The sequence below is a fragment of the Massilia rubra genome (assembly GCF_011682065.1).
Lineage (GTDB): Bacteria > Pseudomonadota > Gammaproteobacteria > Burkholderiales > Burkholderiaceae_D > Telluria_A > Telluria_A rubra.
Window position 1 is genome coordinate 178662 of record NZ_VUYU01000009.1, and the last position, 18749, is coordinate 197410.

Annotated in this window: 11 protein-coding genes and 1 pseudogene; 6 read left to right on the top strand and 6 right to left on the bottom strand. The window is 63.7% G+C overall.

The window, feature by feature from the left end:
- Positions 1 to 287: 287 nt before the first annotated feature.
- Complete coding sequence (locus tag F0185_RS16390; RefSeq protein ID WP_167226139.1) at positions 288 to 1457, top strand: dienelactone hydrolase family protein; 1170 nt, start codon at positions 288 to 290, stop codon at positions 1455 to 1457.
- A gap of 96 nt (positions 1458 to 1553) precedes the next feature.
- Positions 1554 to 2888 (top strand): esterase/lipase family protein, encoded by a 1335-nt coding sequence (locus tag F0185_RS16395; protein WP_167226141.1) that lies wholly within the window; start codon positions 1554 to 1556, stop codon positions 2886 to 2888.
- 8 nt (positions 2889 to 2896) lie between these two features.
- Here F0185_RS16395 and F0185_RS16400 read toward each other — a convergent pair whose 3' ends face one another.
- Complete coding sequence (locus F0185_RS16400) at positions 2897 to 3823, bottom strand: pyridoxal-phosphate dependent enzyme (protein ID WP_167226143.1); 927 nt, start codon at positions 3821 to 3823, stop codon at positions 2897 to 2899.
- Between the two features lie 36 nt (positions 3824 to 3859).
- Positions 3860 to 5401, bottom strand: coding sequence for a cryptochrome/photolyase family protein (locus F0185_RS16405; RefSeq protein WP_187362562.1), 1542 nt, complete (start codon positions 5399 to 5401; stop codon positions 3860 to 3862).
- A gap of 170 nt (positions 5402 to 5571) precedes the next feature.
- Between F0185_RS16405 and F0185_RS16410 the strand changes: the two genes are divergently transcribed.
- The gene (locus F0185_RS16410) at positions 5572 to 7830 is read left to right on the top strand and encodes an ATP-binding protein (protein WP_167226147.1); all 2259 of its coding nucleotides are present in this window, start codon (positions 5572 to 5574) and stop codon (positions 7828 to 7830) included.
- 12 nt (positions 7831 to 7842) lie between these two features.
- Entirely contained in the window at positions 7843 to 8298 is a 456-nt protein-coding gene (locus F0185_RS16415; protein ID WP_167226149.1) for a response regulator, read from the top strand.
- A 46-nt stretch (positions 8299 to 8344) separates the two neighbouring features.
- Here F0185_RS16415 and F0185_RS16420 read toward each other — a convergent pair whose 3' ends face one another.
- From F0185_RS16420 to F0185_RS16430, 3 genes are all read right to left on the bottom strand, one after another.
- The gene (locus tag F0185_RS16420; protein ID WP_167226151.1) at positions 8345 to 9964 is read right to left on the bottom strand and encodes a response regulator; all 1620 of its coding nucleotides are present in this window, start codon (positions 9962 to 9964) and stop codon (positions 8345 to 8347) included.
- Between the two features lie 98 nt (positions 9965 to 10062).
- The gene (locus tag F0185_RS16425) at positions 10063 to 10914 is read right to left on the bottom strand and encodes an endonuclease/exonuclease/phosphatase family protein (RefSeq protein WP_167226153.1); all 852 of its coding nucleotides are present in this window, start codon (positions 10912 to 10914) and stop codon (positions 10063 to 10065) included.
- A gap of 67 nt (positions 10915 to 10981) precedes the next feature.
- Entirely contained in the window at positions 10982 to 11920 is a 939-nt protein-coding gene (locus tag F0185_RS16430; RefSeq protein WP_167226155.1) for a hypothetical protein, read from the bottom strand.
- Positions 11921 to 12182: 262 nt separating this feature from the next.
- Here F0185_RS16430 and F0185_RS16435 point away from each other — a divergent pair, with 262 nt between their 5' ends.
- Together F0185_RS16435 and F0185_RS16440 are read left to right on the top strand one after the other, a co-directional pair.
- A complete protein-coding gene (locus tag F0185_RS16435; RefSeq protein ID WP_167226157.1) occupies positions 12183 to 16700 on the top strand; it encodes a DUF6861 domain-containing protein in 4518 nt (1505 codons plus the stop codon).
- Positions 16701 to 17538: 838 nt separating this feature from the next.
- The gene (locus F0185_RS16440; protein ID WP_166894092.1) at positions 17539 to 17874 is read left to right on the top strand and encodes a hypothetical protein; all 336 of its coding nucleotides are present in this window, start codon (positions 17539 to 17541) and stop codon (positions 17872 to 17874) included.
- A 77-nt stretch (positions 17875 to 17951) separates the two neighbouring features.
- On the opposite strand, the pseudogene F0185_RS16445 reads toward F0185_RS16440, so the two are convergent.
- Positions 17952 to 18521: pseudogene (locus F0185_RS16445) on the bottom strand (reverse transcriptase domain-containing protein); the annotation flags it as partial.
- Between the last annotated feature and the right edge of the window lie 228 nt (positions 18522 to 18749).

Below are 18749 nucleotides of genomic sequence, written 5' to 3' on the forward strand. Positions count from 1 at the left end.
ATAGGAAATGTTTCCCTGGCCGCTAGCATGCGAGCGCCAGCCCGCAGCGTCGCTAAAACGCCACATTTCCCTTGCGACAAAGACCCCGTTTGCACGATCGACATGAGCAAGGAGGCAAGGAAGCGTGCATCCAGTAACTTTTTTTCACGCGTACTCCGCTGAATTGACATTCCGGTATTGCTCCTGAAAAACTCCCTGCATAGAATCGAATCATTCCTTTCGGCAATTCCATTCATCGGGAGCCCATCATCGCTACCGTTTTTCCGCCAGTCCGGCGCGCATGCCGGATGCTGTTCGCCGCCCTGGTGACCGGCCTGAGCCTGCTCCCCTCAATAGCGGTCGAGCAAGAATTGCCGGTCGACTTTCGCCTCAATGAAACCGTGATCGCCATTCCCGCCGGTCCCGGCAAGCAGTCGGTGCTGCAGACCACGCTGTTCCGCCCAAACGGCGCCGGCCCGTTTCCCCTGCTGATCATCAACCATGGCAAGGAATCGGGCGACCCGCGCAAGCAGCCGCGCGAGCGCTTCATTTTCATGGCCACCGCGTTTGTCAAGCGCGGCTACGCGGTGCTGGTGCCGATGCGGCGCGGGTTTGCCGACTCCAGCGGCGCCTACGCCGACCACGGCTGCAACATGACGGCCAACGGCTACGCCCAGGCCAGCGACGTGCACGACACCATCGAATTCGCGCGCCGGCAGCGCTGGGCCGATCCCGAGCGCATCGTGGTGGCCGGCCAATCGTACGGCGGCCTGGCCACGATCGCCCTCGGCACGCGCGCCGTTCCCGGCGTGCGCGGCCTGATCAACTTCGCCGGCGGCCTGCGCGACGATGGCGAGCGCTGCGACTGGCGCGCGCAACTGGTGCAAGCGTTTGCCAACTACGGCGCGGCCAACAAGATTCCCAGCCTGTGGATGTACGGCGTGAACGATTCGCTGTTCGGACCGGCCCTGGTGGCGCGCATGCACGCCGCTTTCGAGCGCGCCGGCGGCAGCGCGCGCCTGGTCGAATTTGGCGCCTTCAAGCGCGACGCGCACGGCATGGTCGCCAGCCGCGACGGCGCCCGCATCTGGTGGCGCGAGACCGCGCGTTTTCTTGAACAGATCGGCATGCCGACCCGCGAAACCGTGGCCGTGGCCGACGCCCCCAGCGTGCCGCGCACCGACTTCGCCCGCGTCGACGACATCGACGCCGTGCCCTACCTGGGCGAGAACGGGCGCGCCGCTTACCGCGAGTATTTGCACAAGCTCACGCCGCGCGCGTTCGCCGTCTCGCCCAGCGGCGCCTGGTGCTGGGCCGAGGAAGGCGAAGACCCGCACGCGCGCGCACTGGCCGCCTGCGCGCGCAGCAGCGGCCAGCCATGCCAGTTGTATTCGGTCGATGATTACGTGGTGTGGCAAGACAAGCTGGCCGCCAGCGCCAGCACCGCCACTGGTGGCGCGGGGACCGGCAGCCTTTGATTTAACGTCTTGGCAACACCGCAAAAAAGCGAGCGCGTGCGCGCATAAAATGCCTATACAATGTGCCGACACTTTTTCTCGCCAGGAGAAATTCTTATGTTGCCACGCACCTTACGCGCCGTCCTCGCCCCCGCCCTGTTCCTGTCCTGCGCCTTCCAAGCGGCCTCAGCCGCAAACAACTATCCGATCGTACTGGTCCACGGCTTTCTCGGTTTCGGCCCGGAGCAGTACACGCGCACCGGTTTCAAATACTGGGGCGGCTTCGACGACATTGTCGGCCACATGCGCAGCCACCAAGGCCAGCACCAGGTCTGGGCCGCCTCGGTCGGCGCGATCAGTTCCAACTGGGACCGCGCGGCCGAACTGTACTATCAGATCAAAGGGGGCTGCGTCGATTACGGCACCACCCACACGGGCAACGCGGCCCGGTTCGGCGCGCTGCGCCAGCCCGCCGGCAAATGCTGGGCCGCCAATCCGGCCGATAATCCCAACGGCTATCCGGCCGCGCTGTATCCGGCCTGGGACGCGCGCCACCCGATCCACCTGATCGGCCACAGCCAGGGTGGACAAACCATCCGCGCCCTGATCGAACTGCTGGAGAACGGCTCGCCGAATGGCGACGAAGGTGGCGCCGAACTGTACCAGGGCGGCAAGCGCGGCTGGGTCGTCAGCGCCACCACCATCTCCTCGCCCAACGACGGCACCAGCCTGCGCGACGCCATGGGCGAGACCGGCGCGGCGCTCACCCAACTGGCCGCCGGCATCGCCACCATCGCCAACGGCGGCGATGTCACGCAACCGGCGGCGGACCTTGGGCTGGAACAGTTCGGCCTGCGCAGCGGCGCGGCCGAACCGTCGGCGGCCTACCGCCAGCGCGTGATGGCCGCGCCCTTCTGGGACCAAGGCAATTTCGATTCGGCCCAGGCCGAAATGACGCCCGACGGCGCGCGCACCTTCAATGCCTGGGCCAAGACCTCGCCCTCGGTGTATTACTTCTCGATGAGCAACCAGGCGACCGAAACCGGCAGCCCGTGCTGCAACAACACCGACCGCCTGCTGTTCCCGCTCCAGAACCCGGCCTTCCAGTATCCGCGCGCCGACATGGCCTCGCTCACGCGTCCGTATGCCGGCGAGTGGGTGATTCCCTCGGCCGGGCGGCGAGGCATGGGCTCGTACACGATGGCCGGCTTCGGGCGGGTGCCGGTCGACGCCAGCTGGTTCGCCAACGATGGCGTGGTCAACACGGTCAGCATGCGCGCCCCGTCCGGGCATCCGGTGCGCGACTATAACGGCACGCCGGTGCGCGGCAGCTGGAACTTCCTGCAGAACTACAAAGGCTACGACCACTTCGACATGGTCGGCTGGCCCAAGTCGGGGCCGCGCGTGTATCCGATCTACGATGCGGTGGCGGCCATTTTGTACGGACTATAAGGTACGGACTATGAGGCCGCCAGCGTGCCTTCCCACGCCTGCAACTGCGCCACGGTGGCGGTCACGCCGCCGCACACGATCACCAGCAGGTTCTTGAAACCGGCCAGTTCGGGGCGGCCGGCGTAGACCACCGCCAGCGAGGCGCCGCAGGCCGGTTCCACCACCAGCCGGTGGTCGTCCATGAAGCGGATGCAGGCCGCCACCGCCGCCTGGTCGGTCACCACCATGCTGCTCATCGGATGCACGTGGGTCCAGTCGAACGCCGCCTGCGACACCTGGCGCGCACCGAGCGAGGTGGCGATGCTGGCGATGCGCGGCAGTTCGATGCGGCGGTCGGCCTCGATCGACTGCGCCAGCGAATCGGCGCCGTCGGTCTCGACGGCGAACACCGGCACCTTGTCCCAGCCATTGCGGCGCAGGCCTTCGATCACGCCGCACATCAGGCCGCCTCCGCCGACCGACAGCACCACCGCGTCGGGAATCACGCCGGCATGCGCCACTTCATCGATCATGGTGGCGTGCCCGGTCCACAACAGCGGATCGTCGAAGGCGTGGATGAAGGCGTCGTGCTCGCCCACCATCGACAGCGCCAGCGCGTTCGCCTCGGAAAACGAGGCGCCGTGCACGATCACCTCGGCCTGCTCGCGCCGCATCAGTTCGCGCGCGCGCTCGCTGGTCGTTTCCGGCGCCACCACCACGACCGGCACGCCCAGCTGGCGCCCGGCGTAGGCGGCGGCCAGGCCCGCATTGCCGCCCGACGAAGAGATGAAGCGTTTCGCTCCGCGCCGCGCGTATTCTTCGCAGGCGTGGCCGATGCCGCGCAGCTTGAACGAGCCATTCGGCTGCAGCGCTTCCATCTTCAGCCAGACCGTCTGGCCGTTCTTGCCGCCCATGGCCGACGAGGCGAGCAGCGGTGTTTCAATATGTAGAGTCATGGTTGATTCAAGGTTCCGTGAAGTTGTACACCGGCGTTAAAGTTGTTCCAGCCGCGCCCGCACCGACGCCGCCTGTTCGCCACAGGCCGCGCGCGCCGTCTCATCCATCTTGAACAGGTTGCGGTACACCATGCCGAGGCGCTGGTTGCCCGACAGGCGGTTGGCATTGCGCTCGAAAAAATCCCAGTACAGCGCATTGAACGGACAGGCCGTCTCGCCCAGGCGCGCCTTTTTATCGTAGTGGCAGCCCTTGCAGTAGTCGCTCATGCGGTCGATGTAGGCGGCGCTCGAAACGTACGGCTTGGTCGCCAGCAGGCCGCCATCGGCGAACTGGCTCATGCCGATCGTGTTCGGCATTTCCACCCACTCGACAGCGTCGACATACACGCCAAGGTACCACTCGTGCAGCGCGTGCGGATCGAGTCCGGCCAGCAGGGAGAAATTCCCGATGATCATCAGGCGCTGGATGTGGTGGGCGTGCGCATCGTCGAGCGACTGGCCGATGGCGTGGCGCAGGCAGCGCATGTTCGTCTTGCCGTCCCAGAACCACGATGGCAGCGGCGTGTCGTGCCCGAACACATTGTGCCGCTCGTACCCCGGCATGTTGGCCCAGTACACGCCGCGCACGTACTCGCGCCAGCCGAGGATCTGGCGGATGAAGCCTTCCACCGCGTGCAGCGGCGCGTGGCCGGCGCGCCAGGCATCTTCGGCTTCGGCGATCACTTCGCGCGGGTGCAGCATCTTGGTGTTGAGGGCGAACGAGAGCATCGAATGAAACAGGCGCGTGGCGCCCGTGTGCATCGCATCCTGATAGTCGCCGAAGTGCGGCAGGCCATGCTGAACAAAGGCGTCCAGGTGGGTCAGCGCTTCGGCGCGGTCCAGCGGCCAGGCGATGCGCGAGGAATCGGGGCGCCCGAAGCTGGCCACGCCGGCGGCCTCGATGCTGGCCCACAGCGCCGCATGATCGTGCTGCGCGCGCGTATCAAACGGCTCGGGCGGCGCGCCGCGCCGCGGCTTACGGTTGTCGTGATCGAAGTTCCACTGGCCGCCGGCCGGCTTGCCGCCCGCGTCCACCAGCACCCCGTGCACCAGCCGCATCTGGCGGTAGAAATACTCCATCAGCCACTGCGCGCGGTTGGCGAAGATGCGGCCCGCCTCGTCGCGCGCGGTCAAGAAATGCTCGCTGCCGACCATCGCGCCGGGTACCGTCAGCTGCGCCGCGTAGTCGGCCAGTTGCGCGTCGAGCCGGTATTCGTCCGGCTCCTGGTATTCAAACCCGCTGGCGCCGTAGCGGGCCAGCAGCGCGTCGATGTTGGCCGGGATCGATTGCAGGTTGGCGGCGTCGTCGATGCGCAGGTAATGCACGCGGTGGCCGGCTTGCCCGAGCTGGTGCGCCATGGCGCGCATGCCGGCAAAGATGGCGATGATCTTCTGCGCGTGGTGAAGCACGTAGTCGGTCTCCTGGCGCACTTCCATGAACACGTAGAGCACGTCGGCCCGCACCTCGGCGAACCAGCTGTGCAGGGGGTTGAGCTGGTCGCCCAGGATCAGGCGCAGCGTCGTCGTCGATGGCGGCATGGATGGCAAGTGGCGCTCAAGCGGGTCCGGTAAGAGGACCCGAGTTTATCATGCGCCAGCAAGCGCCGCGCGGAGCGGCGGCGGCGCTGGCGTGCGAGGCAATTATCAGTGATTCAAGTAAAATATTGCTTTTGAAATGCGGCGCCCCGACCCGTGCCCAGGAAGCTTTCATGAGCCAGGCAATCCCCCACAGTCCCGATCTCGACTTGTCCAGCTGCGACCAGGAACCGATCCGCTACCCCGGCAGCATCCAGCCGCATGGTTTTTTGCTGGCGCTGTCGCCGACCTTGCAAGTGCTCCAGGCCAGCGACAACCTCGACGAGATGATCGGGGTCGATTGCGAACGCGCCATCGGCCAGGCCCTGGAAGCGGTGATCGGCGAGCAGGCCAGCCTGCAGCTTGGGCCCGAGATCGACGCCGCCGACATCGGCCAGCGCCCGCTCTACCTGTGCACCCTCGGCATCGGGCCGGCGCGCCACTTCGACGTGCTGGCGCATTACTACGATGCGCTGCTGATCCTCGAATTCGAATCGGTCGAGCGCGCCTCGGCCGCCGACTTTCGCCACCTGCACCGCCAGGTCGGCGAGTTCCTGCTGAAGGTGGGCGACAGCGCCGACACGCAGGCCATGAGCGCGCTGGCGGCCCAGGAAATCCGCCGCGTCACCGGTTTCGGCCGGGTCATGGTGTACCAGTTCGACGAGGACGGCCACGGCCACGTGCTGGCCGAATGCCGCGCCGACGATTATCCGTCCTACCTGGGGCAGCGTTTTCCGGCGTCCGACATTCCGCGCCAGGCGCGCGAGCTGTACATGCTCAACCGCATCCGCCTGATCCGGGACGCCAACTACACGCCGGCGCGCCTGGTGCCGGCCTTGAACCCGATGACCGGCGCCGCCAACGACCTCTCGTTCGCGGCCCTGCGCAGCGTCTCGCCGATCCACCTGCAATACATGCGCAACATGGGCACGCTGGCGTCGATGTCGGTGTCGCTCATGGTCAAGGGCAAGCTGTGGGGACTGATTTCGTGCCACCATGCGACGCCCTGCCCGGTCGCTTTCGACAAGCGCACCGCCTGCGAGCAACTGGGCCAGATCCTGGCCATGTGCATCGAGTCGCGCGCGGACGCCAACGAACTGCAATTCCGGCTGGACGTGCGGCGCGTCATGGTGTCGATGCTGGCCGGCCTGACCCAGGGCACGGACTTCATCGACAACCTCGCCAGCGTGTTCCCGGCCCTGCTGCAGTTCGCGCGCGCCGGCGGCGCCGCCATTGTGTTCGAGGAGCGCCTGCTGACCTACGGCGACACGCCCGCTGAAGAAGCGATCCGCGAGCTGGTCGCCTGGCTCGATGCGAACAACCACGACGACGTGTTCCATACCGACCGCCTGGCGGCGCAGTATCCAGCGGCGGCGGCCCTGGCCGGCAACTGCTCGGGCCTGCTGGCCATGCCGGTCTCGCGCATCCACAAGCACTACCTGCTGTGGTTCCGGCCCGAGGTGGTGCGCACCGTGGAATGGGCCGGCAACCCGCACCAGAAAGACGGGCAAGGCGCGGGGGGCGCGGCGCCGGTGACGCAACTGTCGCCGCGCACCAGCTTCGCCACCTGGCGCGAAACCATCACCGGCACCAGCGCGCCCTGGCACGGCGGCGAGATCGAACTGGCGCTCGAGTTCCGCACCGCGCTGCTGGGGATCGCGCTCGAACGCGCCGAGCAGATGGCCGAACTGGCCGAGGAACTGGGGCGCGCCAACAAGGAGCTTGAGGCGTTTTCGTATTCGGTCTCGCACGACCTGCGCGCGCCGCTGCGCCACATCGTCGGCTTTTCCGACCTGCTGCTCGAGCCCGCCGCCAGCGAGAACCTGGAAAAGCGCCAGCGCTTCCTGCGCAACATCAAGGATTCGGCGCGCCTGGCCGGCAAGCTGGTCGACGACCTGCTCAGTTTTTCGCAGATGGGCCGCGCCGCGCTGCGCCCGACCCTGGTCCAGATGGGCGAGCTGGTGCGCTCCTGCATCGACAAGCTGGCGCTCGACATCGGCCAGCGCCGCATCGACTGGGATATCGGCGCGCTGCCGGCGATGCGCGCCGACCCCACCTTCTTGCAGTTGGCGCTGTTCAACCTGCTGTCGAACGCGGTCAAGTTCACCAGCCAGAAAGAGCGCGCCATCATCACCATCCGCGCCAGCGATGAAGGCGCCGAGTGGGTCATGTCGATCGCCGACAACGGCGCCGGTTTTCACATGGAGTACGTGCACAAGCTGTTCGGCGTCTTCCAGCGCCTGCACCGGATGGAAGACTTCCAGGGCACCGGCATTGGCCTGGCCAATGTGCGCCGCATCATCGAACGCCACGGCGGGCGGGTGTGGGCCAGCGGCGTGCCGGGCGAAGGCGCCACATTTTATTTCAGCATTCCCAAAGAACTCAATATTTAAGGTACGTAAGACATGTTAAAGCCCATCCTTCTGGTCGAAGATAATCCGCACGACCTGGAACTGACGCTGATCGCGCTGGAAAAGAGCCAACTGGCCAATGAAGTCATCATCGCGCGCGACGGCGCCGAGGCGCTCGATTACCTGATGTGCCGGGGCGAGCATGCGGCGCGCCAGGTCGGCAACCCGACCGTGGTGCTGCTCGACCTGAAACTGCCGAAAGTCGACGGCCTGGAAGTGCTCAGGGAGATCCGCAGCACGGCGCACCTGAAAAGCATTCCGGTGGTGATGCTCACCTCGTCGAAGGAAGAACAGGACCTGCTGCGCAGTTATGAACTGGGCGTCAATGCGTATGTGGTCAAGCCGGTCGACTTCGAGGAGTTCGTGCGGGCGATTGCCGACCTGGGGATTTTCTGGGCGGTGCTAAATGAACCGCCGCCGGGCTCGCACCGCTACGTCAAGCCGCAGTAAGCGCCGCTCCTGCGCGGCTCCTGCGCGGCCAGGCGTGCGCGCACACTCAGTGCGACGCCACCCCGGCCGGCTTGGGCCGCCGCAGCAGATGCCGGATGCGCGCGCTGAGCACATCGGCGTTATACGGTTTTTGCAGCAGATTGACTTTGGCGTCGAGCTTGCCCTCATGCGCCAGCACACCCTCGGCATACCCCGAGGTGAACAGCAACTGGGCCGATGGCAGCCTGGTGCGCACCACTTCGCTCAACTCCAGGCTGCTCAACTTGCCCGGCATGATCACATCCGAAAACACCAGGTCGATCTTGGCCCCCGAGTCGATCAGTTCCACGGCATGCGCCGCGTCTTCCGCCTCGAACACCTGGTAACCTAGCGCCGAGAGCAATTCGACGGTGCTGGTACGCACGTCTTCTTCATCTTCGACCACCAGGATCGTTTCCAAGCCGCCGAACAAGGGCGCCGGCACATTTTCCTCGGCGTCCTCCGGCTCGCTGGCGCTGCGTTGCAGGAAAATCTTGACGCTGGTGCCGGCGCCCGGTTCGCTTTTGATCTCGATTTCGCCGCCCGACTGCTTCACGAAGCCATACGCCATCGACAAGCCCAGCCCGGTTCCCTGCCCGGTCGGCTTGGTCGTGAAAAACGGCTCGAAGGCGCGCCGCAACACCGCTTCCGGCATGCCGCAGCCGGTATCGGCCACTTCCACCATCACATAGTCGCCCGAGGCCAGTTCCGACAGCATGCGCGAACCGAGCGGCACGTTGGCCGCGCGGATGGTCAAGGTGCCGCCATCGGCCATGGCGTCGCGCGCGTTGATGGCCAGGTTCAGGATCACATTGTTCAACTGGCTCGGATCGACCGTGGTGCTCCACAGCTGCTCTTCGATGTCGGTATTGATGACGGCGCGCGGGCCGAGCACGCGCCGCATCATTTCATCCATGTCGCGCAGCACCGCGCCGGGATTGACCACCACCGCCTGCAGCGGCTGGCGCCGCGCGAAGGCCAGCAGGTGGGCCGACAGCTTGGCGCCGCGCTCCACGCCGGCCAGCGCGATATCGATCCGGGTGCGCGCGCTCTCGCTCACGCCGCCGAGCAGCTTGAGCAACTGCAAATTGCCGCCGATGATCTGCAACACATTATTGAAGTCGTGCGCGACGCCGCCGGTCAACTGGCCGATCGCTTCCATTTTTTGCGCCTGGTGCAGGGCCGACTGGCTGGCGGCCAGTTCTTCCTGGCTGCGCCGCAGCGACACGAACGCTTCGTCGCGCTGCTTGCGGGCGATGTAGGCGGCGCTGTGGTAGCGCACGCGCGCGGCCAGTTCGCGCCCGTCCGGCCACTTGACCATGTAGTCGTTGGCGCCGGTGGCAAAAGCCCTGGCCTTGATCTCGGCGTCTTCTTCGGACGACAGCAAAATCACCGGCAGATGCTCGGTATCGCGGTGCCGGCGCAGCAGGCGGATCACGTCGAAACCATCGGCCCCCGGCATGCGCAGGTCGACCAGCACCACGGTCGCATCGACCTCCAGCGCCAGCTCGACGACGCGTTCGGACTGCGAGGCATAGCGCAGGGCCACGTCGGTACAGCCTTCGAGGCAATGCGCGATGAAGTCCTGGGCGAAGGGCTCATCGTCGATCAGCAGTACCGAACAGGGATAGGATTTGTCGTCGATCATGTGTATTGCTAAAACATAAATTTCGTTCTATTTTACATGAGCGCAAGCTGTTTTGAATGCAACAGAATATCAACCGTGCGGCCCCGTCCGCGCGCCGTTCATTCCAGGCGCATGAGCAGCGGCTGGTGGTCCGGGCCGGCATCGTCGCAGGCAACCCGCAGCTCGGCCACGCGCGGCGCCAGGTCGGCGCCCACGAAGATAAAGTCGCAGGTAAACGGATCGGCCGGCCGGCCCGGGTGGTCGTGCAGGCAGACCGTGGGCGCGTGCGCCTGGCCCGGATGGCGCAGGGGCCAGGCGTCGGCATAGGCCGGCGTGCCATCGTCGAACGGTGCTTGCAGGCAATGGTATTCCCAGGAGCCGGGCAGGAAGTTGCAATCGCCCGCCAGGATGGCCGCACGCGCGCGCGCGATGGCGGCGAACGGGCCGCCGGCCGCGCCGGCACGGGGGTTGGCGGCATGCGCCACCGCTTCGCGCTGCAAGTCGCGCAGGCGCTGCACCTGGGCGCTGCGCTGCGGCCGCGAAAAATACTCGAGGTGGGTAGTGGTCACGCGGATCAGGCCGAGCGGCGTGTCGAGCGTCGCTTCCAGGGCGATGCGCTGCATGCTCATCACCGCCGGGTCGGGCGGCCACGGCAAGGCGTGGCGCAGCACTTGCAGCACCGGATGGCGCGACAGGATCATGTTGCCGAACAGGCGGCGCGGGCCGTCGCCTTCTCCCGCCATGTCGCACGCCAGGCCGACCACCGGCACGTAGCCCGGAAAATGGTGCGCCAGTAGCGCAAACTGGTTGGCGCCGTCGCAGCCGGGCATGTCGGTATAGCCGGACGAGACTTCTTGCAGGCACAGCACATCGGCATCGGCCACCTGGCGCAGGCTTGCCGCCGTGTGCGCGATGTCGCACTCGCCGCTGGGGGTGCGCCCGCGCTGGATATTCCACGTAATCAGGTTCATGCCGCCCTCCTCCCTGTCGATCAGAGGTTCAGGCTAGCCGCGTGGCGGCGCGCGGGGATGATGCAGCTCAGGCGCGCGCAAGTTGGCGTTCCGGCCAGCTCATGCGGGCGGCCAGCGCGCAAATGAAGCGCTCGTCGTCGACGTGGAACAAGGCCGGGTCGAGCCGGTCCTGGTTGCCGACGAAGAACATCCAGCCCTTGATCTGGCTGTCTTGCCGGGCTTGCTCCACGGCTTCCGCGCGCGCCGCGTTGATTTCGTGCAGCAAGGTGTTGCGGCGCGCCGGGCTCCAGCCGGACCAGTCCACCCGCAAGCGGCACAGGGAAACGTGGCGGCGCGCGGCGCTGTCCCATTCGCCGGCGTTGAGGATCAGTTCGCAGTGCGACGCGCTGGTCGCCGGTTCTTCCTTCCAGCGGATCGGCGCATAGAACAGGTGGCGCGGATTGCTAAAGAAGGCCGGCTTTTTGTTGGGAATGAACCAGAACAGCTGGGCGTAGGTCTTGCCCCAGACGCCAGGGATTTCGAGCGGCAGGAATTCGCGGTCGTTGGGGAAATTGATGTAGGTGCGGCAGGCGGGGCGGATGGTCTTGATGGTGTGGCCGTGGTGGCGCGCATGCACCGACGCCCGGGCGGCGGCGTGGACGGCGGCCAGGGTGCTGGAGGCGAACGAGGCCTTGAACGGGCCGGCGGCGGCGCCGGCGGTGTCACTGTCCAGGATCAGCTTGCTGGGAAAGGGCATCGGAAAGCCATCGCTGCTGCCGACCCGTTCTTTCTGCCCGCGGCTGACGATGCTGTGTTCGGCATCGACCGCGCAGTCCGCGGCGTGCCGGTTGACCCGGCCGAGCGTGAAATACGGGCGGCGCTTGTTGACGGCCGCGTCGTACGAGGCCGGATAGACCTGGGTCGGGCAAGCGCGGCAGATCCAGGCTTCCTTGTCGACCACGTCCATCTCCCATAATTCTTCAGCTTCGACCAGCTCGTCAGTATGACGATTGCGCGCGACATCCATGGACAGGCTCCGGGAAACGGTTCGAAAGGCCCGATTATGCGCCGCCCCGTAGGCGCAAAGCTTGAGCCTGGCTAATCAAGGAGGATGGCGTGCAAAAAGGCGACGCCTATGCACGCGCGCATCGATCTTGCATCACCAGCAAGCAATAGTGAAATTCGTTAAGCTATCTGAGTGTTGCTATAATGTTACTCTGTGCCGTAAAAAGACGCTGTCGATATGATATCAAGCAAGCGGTGACCGTTGACCATAGGAAGTACACCGCATGACCACCACGAATGCCCTCGCCAGTTTTAACGACATCAGCGGCGCCTTGCGCCGGATGGAGACGCAATACAGGACGGCGGGCGCCGCCGCGCTGCAGGACGTCGAAAAACGCGTGCAACGGTTCTCGCGCGACCATTCGCTGCCCAGCTTGCGCGATATCGCCCAGCACACGGAAGCGACCCGCTGCGCCTACGCGGTCCACCAGGCGCTGCAAGCATCGAACCACCGGATGGCCGAGATGCTGGTCAAGAGAGTCGCCGGCCTCGACTTCAGCAGCATTCTCGGCGCCTTGTGGGAAGGCACCAAGGAAACCGCCCTGTTCATTGGCGGAGGCGCCATCCTGGGCGCCACCGTCGGCGGCGGGCTCGGTGCCCTGGCGGCCGGCGTGGGCGCTGCGCCCGGTGCGATCATCGGGGCGGCGGTTGGCATAGAGATCGCAACCCTGGTCATGGCAGTGATGGGTTTGGCCGACGTGGTGCAAAGCCTCGCCGAGACGATTCCCGAAATGTGCCGAAAAATGATCCAGGGATTTGCGCTGGCATGGCGCGCCGGGCAATTAGCGCATACGGCGCGTGCGCAATCCGCCCAGCTCATCACTGCATCCGCCGAGGCATTCGCCGAAGGAAAAATATTGCTGGTGATGGCCGTCATGTCCGCTGTGTCACTCATGTTGGCCAAGAAAGACCTGACCAAGGCGCTGCGCGTTCTCAGGGAAAGCAAGCTGGGCGCTCCCGTTGCCGGCTGGGTCAATCGGAACGCGCCGCAGATCGCCCAGCGCCCCGAATTCAAGCCCAGGAGTATCGCCGCCCAGGTCGCGCCATCGAAAGCGCCGTCAGCGCCAGCGGTCAAAGCGCCGGCGCCAGCGCCGCCACCGGTGAAGGCGCCGCCCCCCGCCAAGGCGCCTGCCGCCAAGTCGCCCAAGGGCAAGGAAAAAGACAAGTTCGAGCTCGATCTCGAAGGCGACGCTGACGAACCATGTCCCGATTGCGAGCCGCAAGTCGGCAAACCGGTCAGTCCCGCTTCCGGCGCCAAGATACTCAAAGGCTCGGGCGAGCTGGACTTTGTGTTGCCCGCCCCTTTGCCATTGGCCTGGCAACGCAGCTACAGCTCGCGCCAGCGCCAGGCGGGGTGGATGGGACAAGGCTGGTCGACGCCGCTCTCGCTGGCGCTGCAAGTCGATGACGACAGCGTGGTCATCCTCGACGCGTTTGCGCGCCACGTCACCTTTTCGCTGCCGGGCATCGGCCAGACGCGCTATTCGCCATCCGAAAAGATCACCCTGTTGCGCAGCGGTGCGCGCACGTTCGAGCTGTTCGATGCGAATGGCGCGCGCGACCTGTTCGCCATTCCCGACAACGGGCATGAGATTGCCCGCCTGGTCGGGAAAATGGATGCCAACGGCAACCGCATCAGCATCACGTACAACAAGCGCCAGTTGCCCGAACAGGTGGAAGACGGGGCCGGCAATCTGTTTGCGCTGGTGTTCGAAGATCACCGGCCCTATCCGCGCCTGCGCAGCATCAGCGTGCGGCGCGAGGCGACGGACGAGCCGCAATTGCTGGTGCAGTACGCCTACGACGAGGCCGGCAACCTGAGCCAGGTCAGCAATGGCGCGGGCGACATCACCCGCCAGTTTGTCTACCGCAACCACATGATGGTGGAGCACAGCCAGCCGGGCGGCCTGGTGTCGCGCTACGAATACGACGACTACACGGCCAGCGGCCGTGTGACGCGCAACTGGACCAACAGCGGGCAGTCGTGGAGCTTGCGCTACCTGGCGCAGGAAACCATCGTGACCGACAATCTCGGCCGCGAAGAGCGCTACCGCTTCGACCACAAGCGCCGCATGATCGGCATCGTCGACGCTGTCGGCGGCGTCGTCACGCGCCAGCTCGACGCCTTCGGCAATACCCTGCTGAGCACAATGCCGGGCGGACGCACGACCAGTTACCGCTACGACGGGCGCAGCCGCGTGGTGCGCATCGAAAGCGGCGGCAATGGCACCGGCATCGTCTACGACGAGCGCTTCGACAAGCCGGCACTGATTACCGACGCCATGGGCGCGACCACGTTGCTGCGCTACGACGAGCATGGCAACCTGGCCAGCGTGACCGATGCGCTGGGCCAAAAAACCGCGTACCAGTACGACGCGCTCGGCTTGCCGGTGCGGGTGCTTGACGCGGCCGGCGGCGTCAAGCGGCTGGCCTACAACCGCGCCGCGCAACTGATCAGCTACACCGATTGCTCGAACAACAGCACCTATTTCAGCTATGACGATAACGGCAGGCTGGTGCGCACCACGAATGCCGCCGGCAACACCACCTCGTACAGCTACGACCGGCTCGGGCGCATGGCGGCGAGCACCGATGGCGACGGCGCAACGGTACGCTATGAATACGATGCGCTGGGACGGATGGTGGCGCATATCGATGCGGCGGGCAACCGCACCAGCTATGTGCTCAACAGCGAGGGCAAGCCGGTCAAGCGCGTCGATGCACGCGGCGGCGTGCTCGCATACCGCTACGACGATGCGCAGCGGATCACGGAACTGATCAATGAAAATGGCGACGCGCACCGCTTTGTGTACGACGCGCTCGACCGCCTGGTGGAAGAAACGGCCTTCGATGCGCAACTGACGCGCTACCGCTACGATGACGCCGGCATGGTGGTCGGCAAGGAAGAGCACGGCAGCGGCGAACGCAGTCTATACACGCGCATCGACACCCATTATGCGCGCGACAGCGCCGGCCAACTGATCGAAAAGATCGTCTCGCGCGCCAATGGCGCAGCCAGTGCCGAACAAATTCGCGTACGTTTTGCCTACGACCCGCTGGGGCGGATGACGCAAGCGGTCAATGCCGCCGCTGAAGTCACGCTGCACTACGATGCGCTGGGCCAGCTGGTGGGCGAGCGCACCAAAACGCGCGAACACACGAGCGCGCTGCACCATGCGTACGACGAGCTGGGCAACCGGATCCAGACGACGTTGCCGGATGGCCGCGTGCTCAACAACCTGTTCTATGGCTCCGGTCACCTGCACCAGATCAATATCGATGGCGAGGTCATCACCGACATCGAGCGCGACAAGCTGCACCGCGCAACGAGCCGCACGCAAGGCGCGCTGAACACCGAGTTCGAGTACGACCCGGTGGGCCGGCTGCTGGCGCAGGTGGCCGGCCACCAGCAAGCTGGCCGGGGCGCCGAACCGGTCATCGCGCGCCGCTATCAATACGATGACAGCGGCAATTTGCTTACCATCGACGACCAGCGCAATGGCTTGAAGTCGTATAGCTACGACGCGATCGGCCGCATCATGACGGCGGTGCAGCCGGACCTGGCCGAGCGCTTCGCTTTCGACCCTGCGCACAACCTGCTCGACACCACCGTCAGCGCAGCGGGCCGGGTCGAAGGCAACCGGGTCAAGGTGTTCGAAGACAAGCGCTACGACTACGATGCGCACGGCAACCTGACTGAAAAGCTGACGGGCAAGCACACGCGTTTGCGCCTGGAATGGAATGCGGCGCACCAGCTGGTCCGGTCGGAGACCACGCGCAATGCGCATCGGGCGCAGCCGACTGTGCAAACGGTGAAGTACGCCTACGATCCGTTCGGACGCAGGATTGCCAAGAAAGATGCGTTCGGGACAACCCGCTTTGTGTGGGACGGCAACCGCCTGCTGTCCGAGGCGCGCGGCGAGTGGGAGCGCACCTATGTGTATGAGCCGGGCTCGTTCGTGCCGCTGGCGCAGCTCGATACGGTTACCGGGCAGGATGCCAGCACCGAATGCAAGGTGCACTATATCCACACGGATCATCTGGGCACGCCGAATGAAGTCACCGACCAGAATGGCGAGCTCACCTGGGCGGTCGCCTACAAGGCCTGGGGTAATGTGCTGCGACGCGTGGATGTTGCGGCGGAGGCGGACCAGTCCCACACTGCCCTGGCGCAGGTCCAGCCTATCCGTTTTCAGGGACAGTATCACGACAGCGAAACGGGCTTGCACTACAATCGTTTCCGCTACTACGATGCCGATTGCGGGCGTTTTGTGTCGCTTGATCCGATCGGGCTTTCCGGTGGGCATAACACGTATCAATACGCGCCGAATCCGGTTTCCTGGATCGATCCGTATGGATTGAGTGCGGAAGGATGCAATTGTCTTGTGCATTGGCACGATAACCGAGATCAGCAGAATAGGGTTGGACATTTTTCGATTGAAGTGATAGCTGATGGGAATTCGATACACTCTCACCAATTGGGCGGACCCGGAGGCCCTACAATGCCGAGCACCGACGTGTCTGGCATTCCCCCTCCTGCGAAATCGATTGAATTTAATCTTCCAAATCCTAAGGCGGCGCAAGATTTCCAAAACGACGGACTTAATAAACTGGGACCGGCATATAACATCAGAAAGCAGAGTTGTGTAACTTATGTTTGCAGGGTGATGGAGGCTGGTGGACACGAAACCCCAAAAGACGCTCGTCAGCAATATATATATTTAACCACTGAACAACCGTAAAATCATGGGACCAAAATATTGTGTGAAGCACGGCTTCCAGCCATTCATAAGTACGTCGCCCAGATTGGCCGAGGCGATTTCGAGCAATCAATCCGTGACACATGAGGATATCAGATACCTTGAGTTCGATTTATTCGGAAGAAATTTTAGACAAACGGTTGATCCAACTTTTCTCGAGAACTTCGGACTCCCTTCAAATCGCGGGGTCGTTGTCCTGAAAGACAGAGATAAAGTTGCCAAGCAACTTAACGATCGATTACTTATCCAAAAAATCACGAAAGAGCTTATAAGTGTGTGCCCTCTATGTCTTGACCTCGTACTACCCAGTTGATATCGCGTCAGGACGTGACGTGTGACCTTGCCATGGTAGCGGTCGACTTCGGTAGAGTCGCGCTTGGCGGATTGATGCGGCCGTTACAACGGTTGCAAGGGTGATGGGACATCAACGCCGCATGCACATCAGCGATGTGCGGAAGAAAGGACAGTATCAGCATGTCAGGATGGGTAACTTGCGAGAAACACCACTCTCACTATCGCATTCCAACGTCGCCAAAGTTTTTCGCGGCAGTCAAGAACAACGAATCGATCAGTCAAGATGACATTCGACGCATTCAAATTAACTCGCAGGACGGGAGTTATCAATATGCGGTGGACGTCGCCTTTTTTGAACAGTGCGGATTCCGTAGGGACCAGTCCGTCGTGCTGCTTCATAACCGAGACAAGTCATCCGGGAAGCTTAACGACAGGGTGCTTATCGTGAGAATTTGCCGTGAAACGATAGGCGTATGTCGCTTCTGCCTTGATGAGGCACTCACAAATTAAAAAAGGAAATCTGCGCATGCAATTCATGAAAAAATATTGTGAAAAGCATGGCGAGCATCTTTTTGTATGGACATCGCCCCGCTTGGCTGAAGCAATTGCCAACAGTCGGCCGGTGCCGCACGAAGAAATCCGCCATCTTCACTGGAATTACGCCGGACGCGATTCTGACCGTGTCGTCGATGCTGCTTATCTCGTCAACCTGGGCATTCCTGCAAACGATGCCGTGGTTGTACTGAAAGACAGGGACGAGCAGATGAAACAACTTAACGACCGCTTACTTATCATGAGAATCAGGAAAGAGCTGCAGCGGGTATGTCCTTTCTGCCTTGATCGCATGGTCCATCCTGCCTGATCCCGGCAACCGCCTGCCACATTCTGAGATACATCATATCGAATGCAGGATTCGAATAACGAGCAAGCTGCTTCAGTGACCCGGTCAAAGAATTTCGACAGATCAACATCCACCACGATCCGCCGTCCCGACTGCACGTACGCGCGCGCGGCAAGAATCGCGTCGTGCGCACGCCGGCCCGGACGGAAACCGTAGCTGTGCTTACTGAATGTGGGATCAAGAATCGGTTGCGGCACTTGGAGCAGTGCTTGCTGGATCAAACGATCCGTCACCGTCGGAATGCCGAGCTCGCGCTCGCCACCATCGGGTTTCGGAATCTTCACCCTGCGTACCGGACTGGGCCGATACGTTCCCGCCAGCAGTCGTTCACGTATCTCCGGCCAAGCCACAGTCAGATAGCGCGAGGTGTCGTCGATGTCCCGACCATCCACCCCGAATGCGCCCTTGTTGGTGCGCACACGCTTGAACGCTTGCAGCAGGTTCTCTCTTCTCAATGCCGCACGCAGCAGCATTGATCCTGCGTCTCCTGATGCATGTCGCGGGCAGTAAGTTTCGTCGCTGGAAGTTGTAGCCAAGGCTTCACCCTGACCGATGGCCTCCCGCCCCGCTGACGCGGGCATCTGACGCATTGCCTGTTGTATCAACATGCCGGACAACACTCCTACTCGTTTGGTCCTTCATCGGCGGAGTCAAGCCTTCCCGGCGCTACCACCAACTACTATGACCTCTGCTGAGACCCTGCTACGGCGTAAGCATCCAGCCCACCCATCTATGAATTCCTGAACGCTGCGGCCACACTCCTTTCTTCAATTTCGAGGAGAAATATGGTGGCAAATGTGGAGCAAATTAACGAGTGGCAGGAGCGCGTGGCACGG

What these genes read in the sequence shown, in the direction of transcription:
- F0185_RS16390 (WP_167226139.1), top strand. Translation starts at nt 288, where the DNA reads ATGCTGTTCGCCGCCCTGGTGACCGGCCTGAGCCTGCTCCCCTCAATA.
- F0185_RS16395 (WP_167226141.1), top strand. Translation starts at nt 1,554, where the DNA reads ATGTTGCCACGCACCTTACGCGCCGTCCTCGCCCCCGCCCTGTTCCTG.
- F0185_RS16400 (WP_167226143.1), bottom strand. Translation starts at nt 3,823, where the DNA reads ATGACTCTACATATTGAAACACCGCTGCTCGCCTCGTCGGCCATGGGC.
- F0185_RS16405 (WP_187362562.1), bottom strand. Translation starts at nt 5,401, where the DNA reads ATGCCGCCATCGACGACGACGCTGCGCCTGATCCTGGGCGACCAGCTC.
- F0185_RS16410 (WP_167226147.1), top strand. Translation starts at nt 5,572, where the DNA reads ATGAGCCAGGCAATCCCCCACAGTCCCGATCTCGACTTGTCCAGCTGC.
- F0185_RS16415 (WP_167226149.1), top strand. Translation starts at nt 7,843, where the DNA reads ATGTTAAAGCCCATCCTTCTGGTCGAAGATAATCCGCACGACCTGGAA.
- F0185_RS16420 (WP_167226151.1), bottom strand. Translation starts at nt 9,964, where the DNA reads ATGATCGACGACAAATCCTATCCCTGTTCGGTACTGCTGATCGACGAT.
- F0185_RS16425 (WP_167226153.1), bottom strand. Translation starts at nt 10,914, where the DNA reads ATGAACCTGATTACGTGGAATATCCAGCGCGGGCGCACCCCCAGCGGC.
- F0185_RS16430 (WP_167226155.1), bottom strand. Translation starts at nt 11,920, where the DNA reads ATGGATGTCGCGCGCAATCGTCATACTGACGAGCTGGTCGAAGCTGAA.
- F0185_RS16435 (WP_167226157.1), top strand. Translation starts at nt 12,183, where the DNA reads ATGACCACCACGAATGCCCTCGCCAGTTTTAACGACATCAGCGGCGCC.
- F0185_RS16440 (WP_166894092.1), top strand. Translation starts at nt 17,539, where the DNA reads ATGCAATTCATGAAAAAATATTGTGAAAAGCATGGCGAGCATCTTTTT.